This window comes from Thiomonas sp. 13-64-67 (assembly GCF_002282795.1).
GTDB classification, from domain to species: domain Bacteria; phylum Pseudomonadota; class Gammaproteobacteria; order Burkholderiales; family Burkholderiaceae_C; genus Thiomonas; species Thiomonas arsenitoxydans.
On the sequence record NZ_NCKP01000002.1, the window covers coordinates 51,788 to 70,550 of the forward strand.

An 18,763-nucleotide genomic window follows, 5' to 3' on the forward strand; every position below is an offset into this window, starting at 1 on the left:
GATGCATTGTCGAGAAAAGCGCGCAAGCGTCCACTTGCGTCATTACGATGATGCGTTTGGTAAACCACGCATTTTAGGGAGAGGCTTTGGCAACGTACCTGATCGGCGATGTGCAAGGCTGCGCCGACGCCTTCGACGCCCTGCTCGACGCGCTGCAGTTCGACCCGGCGCACGACCGGCTCATCGTGCTGGGCGATCTGGTCAATCGCGGCCCGCAGTCGCTCGCCAGCATGGAGCGGCTGATGGCGCTGGGCGACAGCGCGCAATGTCTGCTGGGCAATCACGACCTGCATCTGCTGGCCGTAGCGCATGGCGTGCGCAAGGCACACCGCAGCGACACGCTCGACGACATCCTGCAATCACCACGGCGCACTGAGCTGATCGACTGGGTGCGCCGCCGCCCGCTGGCGCTGATGGAGCGTGGCTGGCTGCTGGTGCACGCCGGGGTGCTGCCGCAATGGTCGGCCGACAAAACCCTGCAACTCGCCGCCGAGGTGGAACGCCGCCTGCGCGCGCCCGATTACGTCGATTTCCTGCGTGTGATGTTCGGCAACCAGCCCGACGAATGGAGCGAGAGTCTGGCGGGGTTCGACCGTCTGCGCATCGTGGTCAACACCCTCACCCGCGCCCGTTTTCTGCAGGCCAGCGGCCCGAATCGGGGACGGCTGGACTTTCACAACAAGCAGGCCAGCGCCAACGGCGCCTCCTCCGAACTCCTGCCCTGGTTCGCCCTGCCGCAGCGCGAGACCGCGCAGACTCCCATCGCCTTCGGCCACTGGTCCACCCTGGGCCTGCGCTGGGAACACAACGCGCTATGCCTGGACAGCGGCTGCCTGTGGGGCGGCGCGCTCAGCGCATTGAAGCTGCCGCCCGCGGGTCAGCCTTGGCTGGACATCACCCAGATCCCCTGCACCCGCAGCCTGGAGCCCATGCCGGACTGAGCTGCAAGGCCCCCTGGCTTGCTGCGCAAGCCGCCCCCCGAGTAGGGATAACTGACATCGACCTGACTGTCGACCTCTGTGCTTTCCCGCTGGCCCGCCTCAGCGGTGCGGGCTAAAGTGGGCGCATAACAACATCAGGAGACTTCGATGCAGATCAGCCACCCCATCAGCCACCCCGGCGCGCATGCCAGTTTCGTGCAGGCACGCGACTTGCTGCAGCGCCATCGCACCGATTACGCCCGCGCCTACGCCGATTTCCGCTGGCCCGCGCTCGACCGCTTCAACTGGGCGCTCGATTATTTCGATCCGATGGCCCAAGGCAATGACGCGATTGCGCTGTGGATCGTGGAAGAAGACGGCAGCGAGGCGCGCTACAGCTTTGCCGACATGGCGCAGCGCTCGGCGCGCATGGCCAACTTCCTGCGCGCGGGCGGCGTGGCGCGCGGCGACCGCGTGCTGCTCATGCTGCCCAACTGCATCGAGCTGTGGGACGCCATGCTCGCCTGCATCAAACTCGGCGCGGTGATGATTCCCGCCACCACCCTGCTCACCCCCACCGACCTCCAAGACCGCATCGTCCGCGGCGGCGTGCGGCATGTGATCTGCCTGCCGGCCGACACCGCCAAATTCCACGACCTGCCGCAAACCGTCTGGACGCGGGTGCAAGGCCGTTTCACCGCAGGCAGCGCGCCCATCGGGTGGACAGCGCTTGCCGGGGCGCAAACAGCGGCCGCCGACTTCGCGCCCGAGGCCGACACCCGCGCCACCGATCCGCTGCTGCTCTACTTCACCTCCGGCACCACCTCCAAGCCCAAGCTGGTGCTGCACACCCATCAAAGCTATCCCGTGGGTACGCTGGCCACGATGTACTGGATCGGCCTGCAGCCCGGCGATGTGCACTGGAACATCAGTTCCCCCGGCTGGGCCAAGCACGCATGGAGCAGTTTTTTCGCCCCCTGGAACGCCGGCGCGGCGATCTTCGCCTTCAACCAAAGCCGCTTCAACGCCGCGGCCACGCTGCAAACCCTGTCGCGCTGCGGCGTCACCACCCTGTGCGCGCCGCCCACGGTGTGGCGCATGCTCATTCAGGAAGATTTGAAGCGCTATCCGGTCAAACTGCGCGAACTGGTGGGCGCTGGTGAGCCGCTCAACCCGGAAGTGATCGAGCGGGTGCGCGCCGCCTGGGGCATCACCATCCGCGACGGCTACGGCCAGACGGAAACCTGCGCGCTCATCGGCAACAGCCCCGGCCAGCCGCTCAAACCCGGCGCCATGGGCCGCCCCATGCCGGGCTACCGCATCCGCCTGGTCGATGTGGACGGCAACTCAGCGGAAGAAGGCGAAGTCTGCGTCGAGACCGAGCCGCGCCCCACCGGTCTGCTCGTCGAATATGCGGGCGATGCCGAGAAAACCGCGCAGGTCATGCACGACGGCCTCTACCACACCGGCGACGTGGCGCAACGCGACGCCGACGGCTATTACACCTTCGTAGGCCGAACCGACGACGTGTTCAAGTCCTCCGACTACCGCATCAGCCCGTTCGAGCTGGAAAGCCTGCTCATTGAACATCCCGCCGTGGCCGAGGCCGCCGTGGTGCCCTGCCCTGATGCGCTGCGCCTGACCATCCCCAAGGCCTTCGTGTCATGCCGCGTCGGCTTTACGCCCAGCGCCGAACTGGCCCGGGACATTCTGCTGTTCGTGCGCGAACGCGCCGCGCCCTACAAGCGCATCCGCCGCATCGAGTTCTTCGACCTGCCCAAGACCATCTCGGGCAAGATTCGCCGCGTGGAACTACGCAAAATCGAAACCGACCGTGCGGCAGGGGTGCGAGGCAAACTGGAGTTTTACGAGGACGATCTCCCGGGCTGAAAGCGCCGCGTTGCGTCTCTAAAATCGCGGCCTTGCTCACCCCCAAGGCCCCCCATGATCCACAACGAACTCGACGTCCTGACCGAACTGGTGCCGCTGGGCAACGGCCTGAAGGTCATCGAACTGGGTTGCGGTAGCGCCCGGCTGCTCATCGATCTGCTGCAGTGCTGCCCGGCCTGCGAAGCGCTGGCGCTGGAAGTCGATGCGGTGCAGCACGCCAAGAACCTGGCGCGTCTGCCCGAAATGCTTGCGCCGCGGCTGCGCTTCGTGCAGGAGAGCGCCACGGCCATACCGGCCGCGGACTGCGGCTTCGATCTGGCGCTGATGCTCAAGTCGCTGCACCACATTCCGCTGCACGCCATGCAAACCGCACTGGCGGAAACCTGGCGCGTGCTGCGCCCGGGCGGCTGGCTCTGCGTCTCCGAGCCGGTTTATGAAGGCGCGCTCAACGACATCGTCAAGCTCTACAACGACGAAGGCCCGGTGCGCGCCGCAGCGCAGGCCGCGCTCAACCAAGCCCTGTCAACCGGGCAATGGCAGCAGACCGCCGAGCGCCGCTTCGACATGCCCGCGCACTTCCCCAACTGGGAGTCTTTCGAGCAGCGCATGCTCTACCCCAGCTTCGCCGATCATCAGATCACCGACGATTTGCGGCAGCGCGTCAAGGCCGCCTTCGACCCGCATTGCGGCGCCGACGGCGCGCACTTCACCCGCCCGATGCACGTGCGGCTACTGCAAAAGCAAGCGGTGTGATTCACCTCGCCACAGCCAACCCAAGCCCCATCGCCGCGAGAGCGCACAAGGCGAGCCCCTGCAACGCGGAGTGCATGCCAAGACCCGCGCTCAAAAAAGGGCCGAGAAAACTGGCGAAAGCAAAGGCGCCGAACAGCAGGCCAAACGCGGCCTCGCCGTGGTGTTCAGCCACATGCGCGGCCAAGGCAGGCAGCTTACCCGCCATGCCGCCGAAGGCCAGGCCGATGAGCAGCGGGTAAGCGACAAAGGCCCACACGCCGTAGCCGTGCAACACCCCCAGCAACAAAAGCGCGGCAAGCGCGTTGAGGCCCAGCGCCGCCGCGCGACTGAAGCGCGGTGAAATCCAGTCGGCCAGCAAGCCAAATCCAAGCCGTCCCACTCCGTTGCCCAAGGCCATCAGAGACACCGCCAACACACCCAGCGCCGAACTGACGCCAATGGCCTTGGTGAGATGCCCGATTGTGGCAAAAGAGGCGGAGCCCAGCGGCGTGGCCATCAGAACAATGACCAGCGCCCACCGCAAGGGCCGCTGTCTGAGCAGAACCATCAGCGGCAGGGGGGCCGTTTGGCGCCCCGGCGCTGCGGGCGCCTCCGGCAGAAAGGCCCAGGCGAGCCACCCCACGGCCGCATACACGGCGAGCAGCGCGGCAAGCGAGGGCCGCCAGCCTATGAGGCGGTTGATCTCATCGAACAAGGGCGCACTGATCACGGACGACATGCCATAGAGCGCCAGGAGCGCGCCACCCAGAGAACCGCGGCGCTGCGGGTAAAGACGCGAAACCAGGGCGATGCAGGCGGCGGTCGACAAACCCGCGCCGACGCCCAGAGCCAGCAGGCTGTAACCCAGCATGAATGCCACGGGCGAGGCCGTCAGAAGGCCGATGCCCCCGCCCACGGTGAAACAGGTCAGCGCCCACGCCAGCAGCGTCTTCGGCGCCAGGCGATGAAGCGCGCGCCCCGCCAAAATGACGGCGGGAAGCAAACCCAGCGGGGTGAGCGAGAACGCGAGATCAAGCGTGGCCTGCGGCCATCCACTCTGGACGTGGATGGCCGGGGAAATCGTTCCCCAGGAATAGATCAGCCCGAAAATGAACTGAAACGGCATCAGCAAGACAAAGGGAGTCCATCGGCGCATAGGTCGTCATCCAAAGGCAGCATTCGAGCGTGTCGTCAGGAATGGCCTGACCGCTGCATAGTAGGTACGGCCAACCCTTAAACTTGGTTGCCCACGCACCCCTTTCAAGGATGACACTGCACATGCGCGATCACTCGAACTGCGACATGCCCCACAACCCTGCAAGCTGGGAGCAGTTGTTGTCTCGCCGGTTCGTACCAGGCCACACCAGCCTCACCTCCGCTGGTCCGGGAGGACACATCGGGCAGGAGGTTTTCGCAGGGGCGTTGAGCATGACGCCCCTGACCTTGCAACCGCAGATCATCACGCACAGCGCGCAGCATCTGTCCGCTTTATCGGCCGATGTTCGCGATACCGTCTTGAGCCATATCGTCGTCGAGGGTGAAGGTGTGATCGAGCAGGAAGGCGCGGCACTGAACTTTCGCTCTGGCGACCTGTCGTTTCGCAACCTGCAGCACCCCTCACGCATCGTCTTCGTAACGCCCGCCCGTCTGATCGCCGTGAGAATGCCGCGCGATGCCTTGCTGTGGCATCAGGCCAGAAGCGATCGTCGGCAGCTTCTGCGGCCAAGAGTCGTCGCCTCATACGGTCTGCACACGCTGCTGCCCGCATCAGATCAAGGTTCGATCAGCAGCATGTATGCGGGATTCGCGCTGCCCTGGCTGTTCGCGGCGGCCTATCACAGCATTGAGCGGAATGCCGAGCCGACCGACCCGCCGAACGCCACCCGCTGGCAGCAGGTTCTGTCCTACGTCGAAACCCATTTGTTCGATGCGTCGGCCCTGTCGCCCGCTGACTGCGCGCGGGCTGTGGGCATCTCAGAGCGATATCTCTACCGGCTCGCATCGCTGCGCGGCATCACCTTTTCCCGGCTGGTGAAACACCGAAGGCTTGAGACCGCCCGCGCGCTCCTTGAACACCCGGCCTCGCGTCATGTGTCGATTGCCTCCGTCGCTTATCAATGCGGCTTCACCGAGCCTGCGCACTTCAGCCGCGCCTATCGACAGCATTTCGGTCAGTCGCCGCGCCAGAGCCGCAAATCCTCGACAGTGGCTCGGTAAACGCTGAGCGGCTTCGTCAGTCTCTACGGACGGCTCAACCCGCCACTTCCGGATCGATACCCGCCACCGGCACGCGCAGGAAGTGCTCGCGGTAATGGCGCAACTCGTCGATGGATTCCTGAATGTCGGCCAGCGCGGTGTGGGCCTGCTGCTTCTTGAAGGCGCTCACCAGCTCGGGGCGCCAGCGCCGCGCCAGTTCCTTGAGGGTGCTCACGTCGAGGTTGCGGTAGTGGAAATAGGCCTCCAGCTCGGGCATGCCCCTGGCCATGAAACGGCGATCCTGGCAAATGGTGTTGCCGCACATCGGCGACTTGCCAGCGGGCACGTATTTTTTGAGGAAGGCGATGATCGCCTTGCTGGCCTGCGCTTCGTCCACGGTGCTGGCGCGCACCCGGTCGGTGAGGCCGGATTTGCCGTGGGTGTTCTGGTTCCAGGCGTCCATGCCGGCCAACACCGCGTCGCTTTGATGGATGGCCAGCACCGGCCCTTCCACACGCACGGTGAGTTGCGGGTCGGTCACGACCACGGCCACTTCGATGATGCGATCGGTGTCGGGATTCAGCCCCGTCATCTCCATGTCGACCCAGATGAGGTTGTCGTCGTGACAGGCGAGGATGGAAGCGGCGGACGTGGCGGAATCGGACATGAAATGCATTCAAGTAGGGGAATGGCGGCGGCGGGTCGCGAGGACAGGCCGGGTGGGATAATCTGACTGAACCTAAAGACTGACAAGGATTTTCGCATGAGCCCGCAACATCTTGCCCTCGCCTGGAGCGCGCTGTTCGCCGCCGCGCTGATTGGCGGCACGGCGCTGAAGCTCTGGCTGGCCCAGCGGCAGCAGCGCCATGTGCTCGCGCACCGTGATGCCGTGCCCGCGCCATTCCGCGCCAGCATTTCGCTCGAAGCCCACCAGAAGGCCGCTGACTACACCGTGGCGAAACTGCGCTTTGGTCTGTGGACGACGCTGTTCTCCGCCATGATCGTGCTGGTGTGGACGCTCGAAGGCGGGCTGCAGTTGCTCAACGGCTGGGTGAGCGCCACTTTCGGCACCGCCTTGGGCGGCCAGCTTGCGCTGCTGGCGGCCTTCGCCGTGATCGGTTCGCTGCTCGATCTGCCCTGGGAAGTGGCGCGTACTTTCGGGCTGGAATCGCGCTTCGGTTTCAACCGGCTCACCCCGCGCATGTTCGTGGTCGATCTGCTCAAAAACGCGCTGGTCGGCGCGGTACTCATGCTGCCGCTGGCCCTGCTGGTGCTCTGGATCATGCAGGTGGCCGGGGGTTGGTGGTGGCTGTGGGCCTGGGCGGGGCTTACGGCTTTCAGCCTGCTGATGATGGTGGCGTATCCGCTAGTGATCGCCCCGTTGTTCAACAAGTTTCAGCCGCTGCCCGACGGCGAGGTGAAAACCCGCGCGCAGGCGCTCATGCAGCGTTGTGACTTTGCGCTATCCGGCCTGTTCGTCATGGACGGTTCGCGTCGCAGCGCGCACGCCAACGCCTACTTCACCGGCATGGGCGCGGCGCGGCGCGTGGTGCTGTTCGACACCCTGCTCGGCCAGCTTAGCCCGGCGCAGATCGAAGGCGTACTGGCGCACGAGGTCGGGCACTACAAGCGCCATCACATTCTCAAGCGCATGGGGGTGATGTTCGGCGTCAGTCTGGCGGGCTTTGCGCTCCTGGGCTGGCTGTCCAACCAAGTGTGGTTCTACGTCGGCCTGGGCGTCATGCCCAATCTGTTCGCCCCCAACCATGCGCTCGCGCTCATTCTGTTCAGTCTGGCGCTGCCGGTGTTTGCGGTGTTTTTCAGCCCACTGGGTGCGGCCACTTCGCGCAAACATGAATTCGAGGCCGACGCCTACGCGGCCCAGCACAGCGACGCCCGCGCGCTAGGCGAAGCCCTCGTCACCCTCTACCGCGACAATGCCAGCACGCTCACGCCCGACCCCGTCTATGTGCGCTTTTATTACAGCCACCCGCCCGCCCTGCAGCGACTGGAACGGCTGGGCGCATTGCCCTCATCCATCGCGCCTTCTTCGGCCCACACTCCGGCGACAGCCTGAACAGCCATGACACTCCAGGATTTGCTCGACAGCCACTGCATGCCGCTAGACGCCAGCCAGCGCCTGGACGCCGCGGCCATGACGCCCTACCTGCAACTGCTGGACGGCTGGCAGTTTGAAGACGGCAGCATCCGCAAGACCTACGCCTTCGGCAACTACTACCAGACCCTGGCCTTCGTGAATGCGCTGGCGTGGGTGGTGCATCGCGAAGACCATCACCCCGACTTGCTGGTGCAATACAACCGCTGCAGCGTGGCATTCAACACCCATTCGGCCGGCGGTATTACCCGAAACGACTTCATCTGCGCGGCCAAAGCCGACGCGATGTTTGCCCAGGGCGCCGCGCGCTAAACCGCTAAACGGCCGGCATGGACGACCTAGAGCGCCACAACCCCCAACGCCCCAAGGGCAAGCGCAGCACCAAATCCGCACCGTCCACCTCCCACGGTTTGACCGCACGCATCGTCGGCGCATTTGGGCGGCACTATCTGGCGCAGCTTGACGATGGCACGGTGCTCGCCTGCGTGCCCCGCGGCAAGCGCGCCGAGGTGGTCTGCGGCGACCGTGTCACCCTCGCCCCGGGTGATGCGCCGCTGGCCATCGAACAGGTGCATGCGCGCCGCAATGCACTGTGGCGCGAAGATCTCTGGCGCAGCAAGATGTTTGCTGCCAACCTCGACCGCGTGATGCTGGTCACCGCCACCTATCCCGGCATCCAGCACGGCCTGATCGGCCGCGCGCTCATCGCGGCAGACGCGGCCGACATTCCCTCAACCCTGCTGCTGAACAAATGCGACCTGCCGCAAGCCGCCGCCGCGCGGGCCGAAATGCGACTGTATCGCGATTTGGGCTATGAAGTGCTCGAACTCTCGGTGCGCACCGAGCCGCAAGCCGCGCTGGCAGCGCTGACTCCCCGGCTCAGCGGCCAGACCACGCTGCTGCTGGGCGCCTCCGGCGTGGGCAAGTCCAGCCTGACGAATCTGCTGGCGCCGCAGGCGCAGGCGCCTACGCGGGAAATTTCCGAGGCATTGTCAGCCGGCAAGCACACCACGACCGCGACACGGCTATACGACCTACCCGGCTTTCCGCCGGGAAGCGTGCTGATGGATTCGCCGGGCTTTCAATCCTTCGGTCTGCATCATCTCTCGGTGTCGCAGTTGCAGCACGGCTTTCCAGAAATCCGCGCGCGCAACGGGCAGTGCCGTTTTCAGAACTGCACCCATCGCGACGAACCGGGCTGCGTGTTCACCACCGACCCACAGGCCATCTCTGCGGCGCGGCTGGCGCTCTACCGCACGCTCTATGCCGAACTCACCTCGGCTACACCGCGATGAAGCGGGTGGACATCGCGCCCAATCTGGTCATCGCCACGCTTTGGGCCGATGCGCTCAACGCCGCAGGCCTGCGCGCCGAAGTGTTCTCGCGCTACCTCACCAGCATCGCGGGCGAGATTCCGCCCGATCAATGCAACCCAGCAGTCTGGGTGCTCGACGACGGCGATCTGGCGCGCGCCAAACAGTTGCTGCAGGAATTGCGCACCCCCCTGCGCGGCGCGTTGTGGACCTGCCCCGACTGCGGCGAACGTCACGGCCCGCAATTCGCCCAGTGCTGGAAATGCGGCCACAGCCGCCCGGATTCGCCCTCGTTCTGATCAGGCCGCATCGCCATCCCGGCGCATTTCAGGTGGCGCAGTCGCAACCCCAGTAGGCGTCGCGTCGAGCCAAGGGTGCGCCGCCAAAAGAAGCCCGAAAAGCCACGCCCCTATCGCCGCGGCACTCAGCGTGTCTGCCTGACTGCGGGGAAAAATACCCAGCGCTCCGCTCAGGCTCCAGGCCAGCAGGCTGAAAATCAGCCCGCTCCACAGCAGCCAGCGGCGCAACCGGCGCGGCAGCCACGGCGCCAGCAGCAAACCCGCAGCGATCAAGGTGTCGACCAGCGCGATCAGCACGGCGAACGCACCCATGCCGAGCGCTTGTGCGAGACCGGCCCAGGCCGCAATCCACTCCGCCTGCCCGTTTGGCGCGTAGGCCTGCGCCTGAATCAAAGCGTCCGACAGGCGCAGCCCGAGGCCCGGCTGCCAGACCGTCCAGACGATCGCAATCCAAAGCAGTCCGACCAGCCAGAAGGCCCAGCGCATCTGCGACAGACCGGGCCTGCGCAGCGCCGCGTCAGACCACGCCGAACCCTGCCATGCCCGCAGCAACAGCAATAGCGCAAAACCCAGCGCATAGACCAGGGCCACCGTGCCAGCGCCGCCGCCGAGCGCGCTCCACACCAGCAGTTCGTAGGCCAGCCCCAGCCATCCCATCGCCGGAAATCCCCAGCCCGTCAACAGCCCAACGGTGAGCAGAGCCTCGACACCAAACAGCAGCGCCAAGCCCTTGCTCACCCCGGCAGCAGACAAAACGCGCCAAACCGCACCGTCCCACATGGCAAGCCAGTGCGGCTGAGCCGCCACATCAGCAGCCTGACGCGCAAACTGTGCGGCGTATTGCGGGTGCAAGTGCAGCCCGAGGTTGATGGCGAAGCACACCCCGAACACGAGGCGCAGCCAACGCAGCGCCCGCATCGCGGCCTGATCGGCCACACCCGGCGGCCCAGCCTTCTCGGCGTCGGCCTGAACAAGCGGCAGCCTGACGTGAGGAACGCCATGGCCGTGCTGCGGCGCAGAAGAATTTTGTTGTGTGAACGCCATGCCTGAACTCCCGAACGATGCATCGCCTGACGATGCATCGCAACAAGATTTTGCTCAGGCCGACTTAAATGCGACTTAGGGCGGGCGTTACGGCCACCCGACCTCGCCTAGGAGAACAGTGTCAATCCAGGCGCCCCAAAAGCAGGAATTCCATCAGCGCCTTCTGGCCGTGCAGGCGATTTTCCGCCTCGTCCCACACCACGCTCTGCGGCCCGTCGATGACTTCGGCCGCCACTTCCTCGCCGCGGTGCGCCGGCAGGCAGTGCATGAACAGCGCATCGGGATGGGCGCGGGCCATCATCTCGCCATCCACCATGAAGCCCTTGAACGCCTGCTCGCGCGCCAGTTTTTCCGCCTCATAGCCCATGCTCGTCCACACATCGGTAGTGATGAGGTGCGCGCCCTCGCAGGCTTGCCGCGGATCGTCGAACTCGCGCAGGTGCGCGATCTGCGCCGCGCTCAGGGGGTAGCCCGGGCGGTTCTTCTCGACGCCATAGCCTTTCGGCCCGGCGAAGTGCAGGGTGAAACCGAGCACCTCCGCGGCCTGCAGCCAGGTGTAGAACATATTGTTGGCGTCGCCGATCCAGGCCACGGTCTTGCCCTGGATCGGGCCGCGATGCTCGATATAGGTCATGACATCGGCGAGGATCTGGCAGGGATGAAACTCGTTGGTCAGGCCGTTGATCACCGGCACGCGCGAATACGCGGCGAAACGCTCGACGATCTCCTGACCATAGGTGCGAATCATCACCAGATCGACCATGCGCGAAAACACCTGCGCCGCATCTTCGATGGGCTCACCACGGCCCAACTGACTATCGCGGGTATTGATGTAGATGGCCGCGCCGCCGAGCTGGTGCATGCCGGCCTCGAAGCTCAGCCGGGTGCGGGTGGAGTGCTTCTCGAAAATCATCGCCAGGGTGCGATCGACCAAGGGCTGGTGCGGCTCGTAGCGCTTGAACTTGGCCTTGATCAGCGCGGCGCGGGCGAAAACGTATTCGTACTCCTCGCGGTTCAGGTCGGAAAATTGCAGATAGTGCCGCAGCGTGGTTTTCATCACAGCCTCCTTGGATGTCTTTTGTGTGTCTTATTTCGCGGGCGCGTCCTGCAAAAAATCAAGCACCGCGGGAACCAGCGCCTGCACCAGCGCATCGGCTTGCTCCTGGGTGAAGATCAGCGGTGGCAACAGGCGGATAACCCGCTCCTGCGTGACGTTGAGCAACACCCCGCGCTCCAGCATCTGCCCCACCAGCGCACCGGCCGGCCGGTCGAGCTCGATGCCGATCATCAAGCCCTGACCGCGCACTTCCACCACGCCAGCATGGCCGGCAAACGCATGACGCAGCGCATGCTGAATCTGCTCACCGCGCGCCTGCGTGTTGGCCAAAAGGCCATCGTCTTCGATCACGGCGAGGGTTTCCAGCGCGGCACGGCAGGCCAGCGGATTGCCGCCAAACGTGGTGCCATGCTGTCCGGGGCCGAAAGTGGTCGCGGCCGCCCCGCGCGCCAGAATGGCGCCGATGGGCACGCCCGAAGCCAGCCCTTTGGCCATGGCGATCACGTCGGGGCTCACCCCGGCCCACTGATGGGCGAACCATTTGCCGGTCCGCCCCGTGCCGCATTGCACTTCGTCGATCATCAGCAGCCAGCCGTGACGATCGCACAGCGTGCGCGCAGCGCGCAAGAAATCAGCATGCGCCGGTTGAATGCCGCCCTCGCCCTGAATCGCCTCAATGAATACCGCCACGACATTGGGATGCGTCTCGGCCACCCTCTGCAACGCCGAGGCGTCGTTCAGCGGCACGCGCACGAAACCTTCGACCAGCGGTTCGAAGCCCTTTTGCACCTTGGGATTGCCGGTGGCCGAGAGCGTAGCCAGCGAGCGCCCATGAAACGCCCGCTCGAACACCACGATTTCCGGGCGGTCGATCCCTTTGTTGTGACCGTGCAAACGCGCCAGCTTGATCGCCGCTTCGTTGGCTTCCAGCCCCGAGTTGCAGAAAAACGCCGTGTCCATGCCGCCCAAGGCGCACAAACGGTCGGCCAACTGCTCCTGCAAGGGAATCTGGTACAGATTGGAGGTGTGGATCAGCTTGCCCACCTGATCGGTGAGCGCTGCGACCAGCCTCGGATGCGCATGACCCAGCGTGTTGACCGCGATGCCCGACAACGCGTCCAGATAGCGTTTGCCCTGCGTATCCCACATCCACGCCCCCTCGCCATGCGCCAGGGCAATGGGGAGCCGCGCGTAGGTGTTCATCACATGAGAAGGCATGGTCATTTGTCCTTTGCAAAAAAAGCAAACCCGGCGGGCAAGGCATAAAAAAGCACTGCGCCTCCGGGGGCAAAGTGAAATTATAGAGAGCGGCGCATGACAGCTGAACTCAGGCAGGCCGGAGCATTTGTTGCAACTGCAACACAGAATCACCGTTCGGGTTTACCCGGTAATACTGCGTTGCAGCATAATTGCGGCACCGCAGCAAAACTGCCTCTTCAAGGATTCACAGCCATGAGCGCCTTTCCACACTCCCTAGAACTGGTCAAACCCAGAGAAATTTTCATTCGCGGCGTCACCACCGAGGGACGCACCTTCCGCCCGAGCGACTGGGCAGAACGCCTGGCAGGCCTGATGGCCCGCTTCCGTCCCGTCGGTCTGTGCCGCAAAGAAGCCCACCTCGGTTACTCGCCCTATTGCGTGCCCACCTTGGTGGACGGCGTGCGTTGCTTGGTGGTGAGCGAGTCGCTGCGTGATATCGAGCCCATGGCGTTTGATTTCCTGCTCAACTTCGCCCGCGACAACCAGCTCGATGTGGTTGAAGCCTGCCTGACGCAAGCCGCCGCAATTGACGCTGAAATGGATGCCGAGGTAGAAGACCTGCAAACGGCGCGCGAAACGCTGCAGCGCGTGTTCCAAACCGCTTGAGAACTTCCCGCCCCCGCGCTGACTTGAAGACATAGGCGCACACAAAAAAGCCCGCAGATGCGGGCTTTTTTGTGGTCAATCTTTTGGTCAACCCAGAGGCCGACCAGAGCAGGCAAAGCAAATCAGGCCGCGGCGCCGGTAGCGGCAGAGGAGGCCAGCGCCTTGATCGCCGCGTTCAGGCGGCTCTTGTGACGCGCTGCGGTGTTCTTGTGGAAAATCTTTTTGTCGGCGATCGAGTCCAGCACCGGAGCGTTGGCCTTGAACACTTCCATCGCCTTGGCGTGATCGCCAGCGGCGATGGCCTTGCGAACCGACTTCACAGCCGTGCGAAAACGCGAACGCAGCGCGGTGTTGGCGGCGTTGGCCTTGACGGATTGACGCGCGCGTTTGCGACCCGACGGGGTGCGAACGCTCTTCTTTTTGGCTGCGGCTTTGGTTGCCATAGTTGAAATCCTTCTGTATTGCCTGCTCGGGAAACCGGCCATTATAGACAAAAAATAGCGGGGCGCCAGCCTCTTCGAGGCCGAGGCCTGCGAATTCCTATAATGCTGCCCGGTGAATCTGCTCAAGGCCGCCTCCACCATCTCGCTTCTCACCCTGACCTCGCGCATCACCGGCCTGGTGCGGGAAATCATGGTGGCGACTTATTTCGGCGCCAGCGCCTGGACGGACGCGTTCAACGTGGCGTTTCGCCTGCCCAATCTGCTGCGCCGCATGTTTGCCGAGGGCGCGTTTTCGCAGGCTTTCGTGCCGCTGTTGTCGCAGACGCGGCAGACCCAGACGGAAGAGCAGACGCAGGAGCTGATCGATCAGGTGTCCACCGCGCTGTTGTGGATACTCGCGGGCATCAGTCTGACCGGCGTACTGCTGGCGCCCGTGCTGGTGTGGCTCACAGCGGCGGGCCTGCATCCCGAAGCGTTTGACGCGGCCGTCTGGATGACACGGCTGATGTTTCCCTACGCAGGGCTGATTTCGCTAGTGGCGCTCAGCGCAGGCATTCTCAATACTTGGAAGCACTTCGCGGTGCCCGCGGTCACCCCGGCGCTGCTCAACTTGGCGATCATCGGCGCCGCAGTGGCGTTGCACAAACTGGTGCATCCGCCCATTTTCGCCCTGGCGATCGGGGTGATGATCGGCGGGGTGGCGCAGTTGGCGGTGCAATGGCCGGCGCTGCGCAAGTACGCCGTGGTGCCACGCTTTCGGCTGAGCTTTCTCAAGGCCTGGCGCTCTGAGGGCGTGCACCGCGTGGTCAAACAGATGCTGCCCGCGAGCCTGTCGGTTTCGGTGGCGCAGGTGTCCATTGTCATCAACACGCAGATCGCGTCGCACCTGCAAGCGGGCAGCGTGTCCTGGCTGGCGTATGCAGACCGGCTGATGGAATTCCCCACCGCCATTCTCGGCGTGGCGCTGGGCTCGGTGCTGTTGCCCAGCCTGTCGCGCGCCAGCGCCACGCAAGACGTGGCTAAGTACAGCACCCTGCTCGACTGGGGGCTGCGCCTCACCCTGGTACTGGCGCTGCCCAGCGCCATCGCGCTGCTGATCTTCGCCCAGCCGCTGGTATCGATGCTTTACAATTACGGCCGCTTCGACCATGCGGATGTGCTGGCCACGACGAGCGCACTGCGGGCTTATGGCATCGGCCTGATTGCGCTGATTGGTGTCAAGATTCTCGCCCCCGGCTTCTATGCCCGGCAAGACTTGCGCACCCCGGTGAAAATCGCCCTGGTGGTGCTGGTGTGCACCCAGCTGATGAACCTGCTGTTCGTGCCGTGGCTGGGGCATGCTGGACTAGCGCTGGCCATCTCCGTGGGCGCGCTGCTCAATGCCAGCCTGCTGTTTCGCGGGTTGCGCCGCCGCGGCATGTTTCAGCCGCAACCGGGCTGGGGGCGGTATGCGCTCAAGGTGGCTCTGGCACAACTGCCGCTGGGCGGGGTGATGTTGTGGGGCGCCATCTCCCTGCCGTGGGACCGGGCGCATGGCGACCTGCTGCGGCTGGGCATGGGGCTGGGCCTGCTGGCCGTGGCCGCCGTGCTGTATTTCGCTACGCTGCGACTGCTCGGTTTCCGTCTGCGGCAATTCATGCACAGTGAATGATGTGTTGCGCCAACGCAAGCCGGTGCCCGCTCCGACCTTCCAAAATAAGCGCATCATCAGCTGCATCAGCACAACAAGGAGAACGACATGAGCCTCGCCACTGACCTGCGCAATACCCTGCGCGACAAACTGCAGCAACGCCGCGTCCAGATGCTGGCCGACCTGAGGGACGAGTCCATCAGCGACGAGGGCACGCTCGCGGTGCGCAGCCACCGCGGCGAAACCGACGATGAGGCCGTGGTCGAATCGATGGACGCGGTGGAAATCGCCTCGACCGCGCGCGACGCCATCGAGCTTGCCGCCATCGACAGCGCGCTACAGCGTCTGGATACGCCCGACTTCGGCATCTGCATCGACTGCGGCGCGGACATCGAGCCCGCCCGGCTGCTGGCCGAGCCCACCGTGCTGCGTTGCACCGCCTGCCAGCAGCGTTTCGAGCATCAACACCACACGCCCGGCGGCGCGCGGCTGTAGCATCCGGGGCATGCCTGCAAGCCCCGTCACTCCTGCCCGCACCCCGCTCGGCGCACCCGGCCTTGAGCGGGTGCTCACCCGCTGGCTGATTCCGGCCTACGTCATCGGCGTGATTCCGCCCTGGATCATTGGCGCGTGGATCAAGACCGGCTATCAGCCCGGTCTGGTGAACGGCGACCCGCAGCCCACCCGCGATCTGATCGATATTTTTTGCATCGGCATGAGCCTGTTCGACGCCACGCTGGTGTTCACCGTGGGCATCGGCTGCCTGGTGGTGTCCATCATGAAAGGCCCGGTGCGCTGGGCCGACGCCTCTTACGCCACACAACAGGTGCGCGAACCGGGCGAGCGCGAGAGGTTTTGAGATGTCGCACGCCATCGCCGTCGCCGACATCACCGGTCTGATTCTCGCCGGGGGCCGCGGCAGCCGCATGGGCGGGGTGGACAAAGGCCTTCAGCCCTGGCGCGGCCAGCCGCTGGCACGGCAAGTGTTGCAGCGGCTCAGGCCCCAGGTGGGCACGGTGTTGCTCAACGCCAACCGCCACCTCGAGGTCTATCGCGGCTGGGGCCTGCCGGTGTTGACTGATGCCGCGCCGGACGAATTTTCGGGGCCGCTGGCCGGCTTTCTTGCCGGGTTGCAAGCGTGCACCACGCCTTATCTGCTCACCGCCCCCTGCGATTCGCCGCTGTTGCCCACCGATCTGGCCGCGCGTCTGGGCACCGCGCTGATAGAGTCTTCTGCGCGCATCGCGCTGCCCCGCGCGGGAGGGCGGCTGCAGCCCGTGTTCTGCCTGATGGAGGCCAGTCTGCGCGACGATCTGGGCGCCTTCCTTCAATCCGGCGAGCGCAAGATCGAGCATTGGACCGCGCAGCACCCCACGGCCATCGTCGATTTCGACGACACCCGAGCCTTCGAAAACATCAACACCCCGGACGACCTGCAGCGGCTGGACGCCGACGTTTCACCATGACCCCTTCATTCGATCTGCAGCACATCATCTCCTGCGTCAGCGGCTACGACCCCAACGCCCTTCGGGTGGACGCGGCGCTGGCGGTCATTCAGGCCAGCATGCAGCCGGTACAGGCCACCGAGCGCCTGGCGGTGCGCGCGGCCCTCGGCCGGGTGCTGGCGCAGGACATCATTTCGCCCATCGACGTGCCCGCCCACGACAACTCGGCGATGGACGGCTACGCCCTGCGCGGCGCCGATCTCGCAGCGCAAGGCGACACCGTGCTTTCGATCGCCGGACGCGGGCTCGCCGGTCATGCCTTCAGCGGCGAAGCGCCCGCGGGCAGCGCCGTGCGCATCATGACCGGCGCGGTGATGCCCGCAGGCTGCGACACCGTGGTGCCGCAGGAGTTTTGCCGCATCGAAGGCGATCAGGTCATCATCCCGCCCGGTCTGGTGCGCCCCGGCGACAACCGCCGCCTGCGCGGTGAAGACCTGGCGCGCGGCAAAGCGGCCCTGCCCGCAGGCAAGGTGCTGCGCCCGGCCGATCTGGGTCTGATGGCCTCGCTGGGCATGGCCGAAGTCTCGGTGCGCCGCAAGCTGCGCGTGGCCTTCTTCTCCAGCGGGGACGAGTTGCGCTCGGTCGGCCAGCCGCTCGATCCCGGCTGCGTTTATGACAGCAACCGCTACACCTTATGGGGCATGCTGGAGCGTCTGGGCTGCGAAGTCATCGACCTCGGCGTGGTGGCAGACAACCCGCAGGCGGTAGAGGCCACGCTGCGCACCGCGACCGAATGCGCCGACGTGGTCATCACCTCCGGCGGCGTCAGCGTGGGTGAGGCCGACTACCTGCGCAGCACCCTGGCGAATATGGGCGAAGTGGTGTTCTGGCGCATCGCCATGCGGCCGGGCCGTCCGCTGGCTTTCGGCCAGTTGCGCGCGGGTGCGCACAGCGCCTGGCTGTTCGGCTTGCCGGGCAATCCGGTGGCGGTGATGGTGACGTTCTACGCTTTCGTCCGCCCTGCCCTGCTGCACTGCATGGGCGCCAGCCCGCAGCCGCAGCCGATGCTGCGCGCCGTCAGCGCGCAAACCCTGCGCAAAAAACCCGGCCGCACCGAATACCAGCGCGGCCTGCTCACCCCTCTGCCCGATGGTCGCTGGCAGGTGAGCGCCATCGGCAATCAGGGATCGGGCGTGCTCAGCTCCATGTCGCAAGCGCACGGTCTGATCGTGCTGCACCATGAGCAGAGCACCGCACAGGCTGGCGATTTGGTGGACGTGCTGCTGTTCGACGGGCTGGTTTGAGCGTTCTGTCTGGGTCGCTCAGAAAATCTTATTGATCAGATCGTCGCCCAGCCCCATACCCGCGCCCATTTCCATCGCGCGCCCAAAGCCGGAGTTGAGAAAACCGTCGAGCGCACCCATGATGCCGCCGCCCTGCTGCTGCATGGGCACGGCCGCGTTCTGCGCCATCATGCCCTGCGGCATATAGCCCGGCTGCATGGCGGCCGGCATCGCCTGCATCTGCTGCGCCTGGTTTTGCCACATGCCGTGGATGGCCTGCAGCACTTGCCCCATCTGTTGCTGCTCGGCCTGCACGCCCAGCGCAACTTCGCGCAGATCGAGCAACCATTCGCGTGCGTCCTGGTTGCCGCCCTGGGCCGCCGTCTGCAGCTTGGCGGCCAGCGCCTGCAACTGCTGCCCGACCTGCTGCGCCTCGCTCTGCAATTGCTGATACTGCTGATCGATGGTCTGAATATCCATGCGGAAGCCTCCGGGTTGTTCAAAGACCTCTATTGCACCGCAGCGCCAG

Annotated in this window: 21 protein-coding genes; 14 read left to right on the forward strand and 7 right to left on the reverse strand. The window is 65.1% G+C overall.

The features are described from left to right. The first annotated feature begins 86 nt into the window (after window positions 1-86). The 3 genes from B7X30_RS01135 to B7X30_RS01145 all read left to right on the forward strand — a co-directional run bounded on the left by B7X30_RS01135 (window position 87) and on the right by B7X30_RS01145 (window position 3,563). Window positions 87-941, forward strand: coding sequence for a symmetrical bis(5'-nucleosyl)-tetraphosphatase (locus B7X30_RS01135; RefSeq protein ID WP_286728645.1), 855 nt, complete (start codon window positions 87-89; stop codon window positions 939-941). Window positions 942-1,088: 147 nt separating this feature from the next. Next, a complete protein-coding gene (locus B7X30_RS01140) occupies window positions 1,089-2,810 on the forward strand; it encodes an AMP-binding protein (RefSeq protein WP_286728646.1) in 1,722 nt (573 codons plus the stop codon). 54 nt (window positions 2,811-2,864) lie between these two features. Beyond that, window positions 2,865-3,563: a class I SAM-dependent methyltransferase gene (locus B7X30_RS01145; protein WP_286728647.1), complete on the forward strand. Its 699-nt coding sequence runs from the start codon at window positions 2,865-2,867 to the stop codon at window positions 3,561-3,563. Window position 3,564: 1 nt separating this feature from the next. On the opposite strand, the gene B7X30_RS01150 is transcribed toward B7X30_RS01145, so the two are convergent. Continuing rightward, a complete protein-coding gene (locus tag B7X30_RS01150) occupies window positions 3,565-4,698 on the reverse strand; it encodes an MFS transporter (protein ID WP_286728648.1) in 1,134 nt (377 codons plus the stop codon). A 146-nt stretch (window positions 4,699-4,844) separates the two neighbouring features. Between B7X30_RS01150 and B7X30_RS01155 the strand changes: the two genes are divergently transcribed. Further along, window positions 4,845-5,759, forward strand: a complete 915-nt coding sequence (locus B7X30_RS01155; protein ID WP_286728650.1) for an AraC family transcriptional regulator — start codon at window positions 4,845-4,847, stop codon at window positions 5,757-5,759. A gap of 34 nt (window positions 5,760-5,793) precedes the next feature. Here B7X30_RS01155 and orn read toward each other — a convergent pair whose 3' ends face one another. Continuing rightward, window positions 5,794-6,405, reverse strand: coding sequence for an oligoribonuclease (gene orn, locus B7X30_RS01160; protein WP_286728651.1), 612 nt, complete (start codon window positions 6,403-6,405; stop codon window positions 5,794-5,796). Window positions 6,406-6,501: 96 nt separating this feature from the next. Here orn and B7X30_RS01165 point away from each other — a divergent pair, with 96 nt between their 5' ends. From B7X30_RS01165 to B7X30_RS01180, 4 genes are read left to right on the forward strand one after another with little or no spacing between them, the layout of a single operon-like run. Then, a complete protein-coding gene (locus B7X30_RS01165; protein WP_013122646.1) occupies window positions 6,502-7,815 on the forward strand; it encodes a M48 family metallopeptidase in 1,314 nt (437 codons plus the stop codon). Between the two features lie 6 nt (window positions 7,816-7,821). Continuing rightward, window positions 7,822-8,166 (forward strand): 4a-hydroxytetrahydrobiopterin dehydratase, encoded by a 345-nt coding sequence (locus B7X30_RS01170; RefSeq protein WP_286728652.1) that lies wholly within the window; start codon window positions 7,822-7,824, stop codon window positions 8,164-8,166. A gap of 17 nt (window positions 8,167-8,183) precedes the next feature. Then, window positions 8,184-9,149, forward strand: a complete 966-nt coding sequence (gene rsgA, locus B7X30_RS01175; protein ID WP_286728654.1) for a ribosome small subunit-dependent GTPase A — start codon at window positions 8,184-8,186, stop codon at window positions 9,147-9,149. Next, window positions 9,146-9,466 (forward strand): putative signal transducing protein, encoded by a 321-nt coding sequence (locus B7X30_RS01180; RefSeq protein ID WP_276706152.1) that lies wholly within the window; start codon window positions 9,146-9,148, stop codon window positions 9,464-9,466. Before rsgA ends, B7X30_RS01180 begins: the two co-directional genes overlap by 4 nt. Here the strand turns inward: B7X30_RS01180 and B7X30_RS01185 are convergent, their stop codons facing one another. The 3 genes from B7X30_RS01185 to B7X30_RS01195 all read right to left on the reverse strand — a co-directional run bounded on the left by B7X30_RS01185 (window position 9,467) and on the right by B7X30_RS01195 (window position 12,785). Then, window positions 9,467-10,510 (reverse strand): hypothetical protein, encoded by a 1,044-nt coding sequence (locus B7X30_RS01185; protein ID WP_286728655.1) that lies wholly within the window; start codon window positions 10,508-10,510, stop codon window positions 9,467-9,469. Window positions 10,511-10,631: 121 nt separating this feature from the next. Beyond that, window positions 10,632-11,570 (reverse strand): ornithine carbamoyltransferase, encoded by a 939-nt coding sequence (gene argF, locus B7X30_RS01190; protein WP_286728656.1) that lies wholly within the window; start codon window positions 11,568-11,570, stop codon window positions 10,632-10,634. 27 nt (window positions 11,571-11,597) lie between these two features. Beyond that, a complete protein-coding gene (locus tag B7X30_RS01195; protein WP_286728679.1) occupies window positions 11,598-12,785 on the reverse strand; it encodes an acetylornithine transaminase in 1,188 nt (395 codons plus the stop codon). A 234-nt stretch (window positions 12,786-13,019) separates the two neighbouring features. Between B7X30_RS01195 and B7X30_RS01200 the strand changes: the two genes are divergently transcribed. Continuing rightward, on the forward strand, window positions 13,020-13,433 hold the full coding sequence (locus B7X30_RS01200) for a DUF3579 domain-containing protein (RefSeq protein ID WP_013105224.1): 414 nt from the start codon (window positions 13,020-13,022) through the stop codon (window positions 13,431-13,433). 122 nt (window positions 13,434-13,555) lie between these two features. Here B7X30_RS01200 and rpsT read toward each other — a convergent pair whose 3' ends face one another. Further along, the gene (rpsT, locus tag B7X30_RS01205) at window positions 13,556-13,876 is read right to left on the reverse strand and encodes a 30S ribosomal protein S20 (RefSeq protein WP_013105223.1); all 321 of its coding nucleotides are present in this window, start codon (window positions 13,874-13,876) and stop codon (window positions 13,556-13,558) included. 112 nt (window positions 13,877-13,988) lie between these two features. On the opposite strand from rpsT, the gene murJ reads away from it, so the two are divergent. The 5 genes from murJ to moeA all read left to right on the forward strand — a co-directional run bounded on the left by murJ (window position 13,989) and on the right by moeA (window position 18,255). Next, window positions 13,989-15,527: a murein biosynthesis integral membrane protein MurJ gene (murJ, locus tag B7X30_RS01210; protein WP_286728658.1), complete on the forward strand. Its 1,539-nt coding sequence runs from the start codon at window positions 13,989-13,991 to the stop codon at window positions 15,525-15,527. Window positions 15,528-15,614: 87 nt separating this feature from the next. Next, the gene (locus B7X30_RS01215) at window positions 15,615-16,001 is read left to right on the forward strand and encodes a TraR/DksA family transcriptional regulator (protein ID WP_286728659.1); all 387 of its coding nucleotides are present in this window, start codon (window positions 15,615-15,617) and stop codon (window positions 15,999-16,001) included. Between the two features lie 10 nt (window positions 16,002-16,011). After that, a complete protein-coding gene (locus tag B7X30_RS01220) occupies window positions 16,012-16,365 on the forward strand; it encodes a hypothetical protein (RefSeq protein ID WP_286728661.1) in 354 nt (117 codons plus the stop codon). A gap of 1 nt (window position 16,366) precedes the next feature. Then, window positions 16,367-16,972, forward strand: a complete 606-nt coding sequence (gene mobA, locus B7X30_RS01225) for a molybdenum cofactor guanylyltransferase MobA (protein WP_286728662.1) — start codon at window positions 16,367-16,369, stop codon at window positions 16,970-16,972. Then, the gene (gene moeA, locus B7X30_RS01230; RefSeq protein ID WP_286728663.1) at window positions 16,969-18,255 is read left to right on the forward strand and encodes a molybdopterin molybdotransferase MoeA; all 1,287 of its coding nucleotides are present in this window, start codon (window positions 16,969-16,971) and stop codon (window positions 18,253-18,255) included. The genes mobA and moeA overlap by 4 nt, the downstream gene beginning before the upstream one ends. An 18-nt stretch (window positions 18,256-18,273) precedes the next feature. Here moeA and B7X30_RS01235 read toward each other — a convergent pair whose 3' ends face one another. After that, complete coding sequence (locus B7X30_RS01235) at window positions 18,274-18,714, reverse strand: hypothetical protein (RefSeq protein ID WP_013122634.1); 441 nt, start codon at window positions 18,712-18,714, stop codon at window positions 18,274-18,276. Window positions 18,715-18,763: the final 49 nt, after the last annotated feature.

What these genes read in the sequence shown, in the direction of transcription:
- B7X30_RS01140 (WP_286728646.1), top strand. Translation starts at nt 1,089, where the DNA reads ATGCAGATCAGCCACCCCATCAGCCACCCCGGCGCGCATGCCAGTTTC.
- B7X30_RS01145 (WP_286728647.1), top strand. Translation starts at nt 2,865, where the DNA reads ATGATCCACAACGAACTCGACGTCCTGACCGAACTGGTGCCGCTGGGC.
- B7X30_RS01150 (WP_286728648.1), bottom strand. Translation starts at nt 4,698, where the DNA reads ATGCGCCGATGGACTCCCTTTGTCTTGCTGATGCCGTTTCAGTTCATT.
- B7X30_RS01155 (WP_286728650.1), top strand. Translation starts at nt 4,845, where the DNA reads ATGCCCCACAACCCTGCAAGCTGGGAGCAGTTGTTGTCTCGCCGGTTC.
- orn (WP_286728651.1), bottom strand. Translation starts at nt 6,405, where the DNA reads ATGTCCGATTCCGCCACGTCCGCCGCTTCCATCCTCGCCTGTCACGAC.
- B7X30_RS01165 (WP_013122646.1), top strand. Translation starts at nt 6,502, where the DNA reads ATGAGCCCGCAACATCTTGCCCTCGCCTGGAGCGCGCTGTTCGCCGCC.
- B7X30_RS01170 (WP_286728652.1), top strand. Translation starts at nt 7,822, where the DNA reads ATGACACTCCAGGATTTGCTCGACAGCCACTGCATGCCGCTAGACGCC.
- rsgA (WP_286728654.1), top strand. Translation starts at nt 8,184, where the DNA reads ATGGACGACCTAGAGCGCCACAACCCCCAACGCCCCAAGGGCAAGCGC.
- B7X30_RS01180 (WP_276706152.1), top strand. Translation starts at nt 9,146, where the DNA reads ATGAAGCGGGTGGACATCGCGCCCAATCTGGTCATCGCCACGCTTTGG.
- B7X30_RS01185 (WP_286728655.1), bottom strand. Translation starts at nt 10,510, where the DNA reads ATGGCGTTCACACAACAAAATTCTTCTGCGCCGCAGCACGGCCATGGC.
- B7X30_RS01195 (WP_286728679.1), bottom strand. Translation starts at nt 12,785, where the DNA reads ATGCCTTCTCATGTGATGAACACCTACGCGCGGCTCCCCATTGCCCTG.
- B7X30_RS01200 (WP_013105224.1), top strand. Translation starts at nt 13,020, where the DNA reads ATGAGCGCCTTTCCACACTCCCTAGAACTGGTCAAACCCAGAGAAATT.
- rpsT (WP_013105223.1), bottom strand. Translation starts at nt 13,876, where the DNA reads ATGGCAACCAAAGCCGCAGCCAAAAAGAAGAGCGTTCGCACCCCGTCG.
- B7X30_RS01215 (WP_286728659.1), top strand. Translation starts at nt 15,615, where the DNA reads ATGAGCCTCGCCACTGACCTGCGCAATACCCTGCGCGACAAACTGCAG.
- B7X30_RS01220 (WP_286728661.1), top strand. Translation starts at nt 16,012, where the DNA reads ATGCCTGCAAGCCCCGTCACTCCTGCCCGCACCCCGCTCGGCGCACCC.
- mobA (WP_286728662.1), top strand. Translation starts at nt 16,367, where the DNA reads ATGTCGCACGCCATCGCCGTCGCCGACATCACCGGTCTGATTCTCGCC.
- moeA (WP_286728663.1), top strand. Translation starts at nt 16,969, where the DNA reads ATGACCCCTTCATTCGATCTGCAGCACATCATCTCCTGCGTCAGCGGC.
- B7X30_RS01235 (WP_013122634.1), bottom strand. Translation starts at nt 18,714, where the DNA reads ATGGATATTCAGACCATCGATCAGCAGTATCAGCAATTGCAGAGCGAG.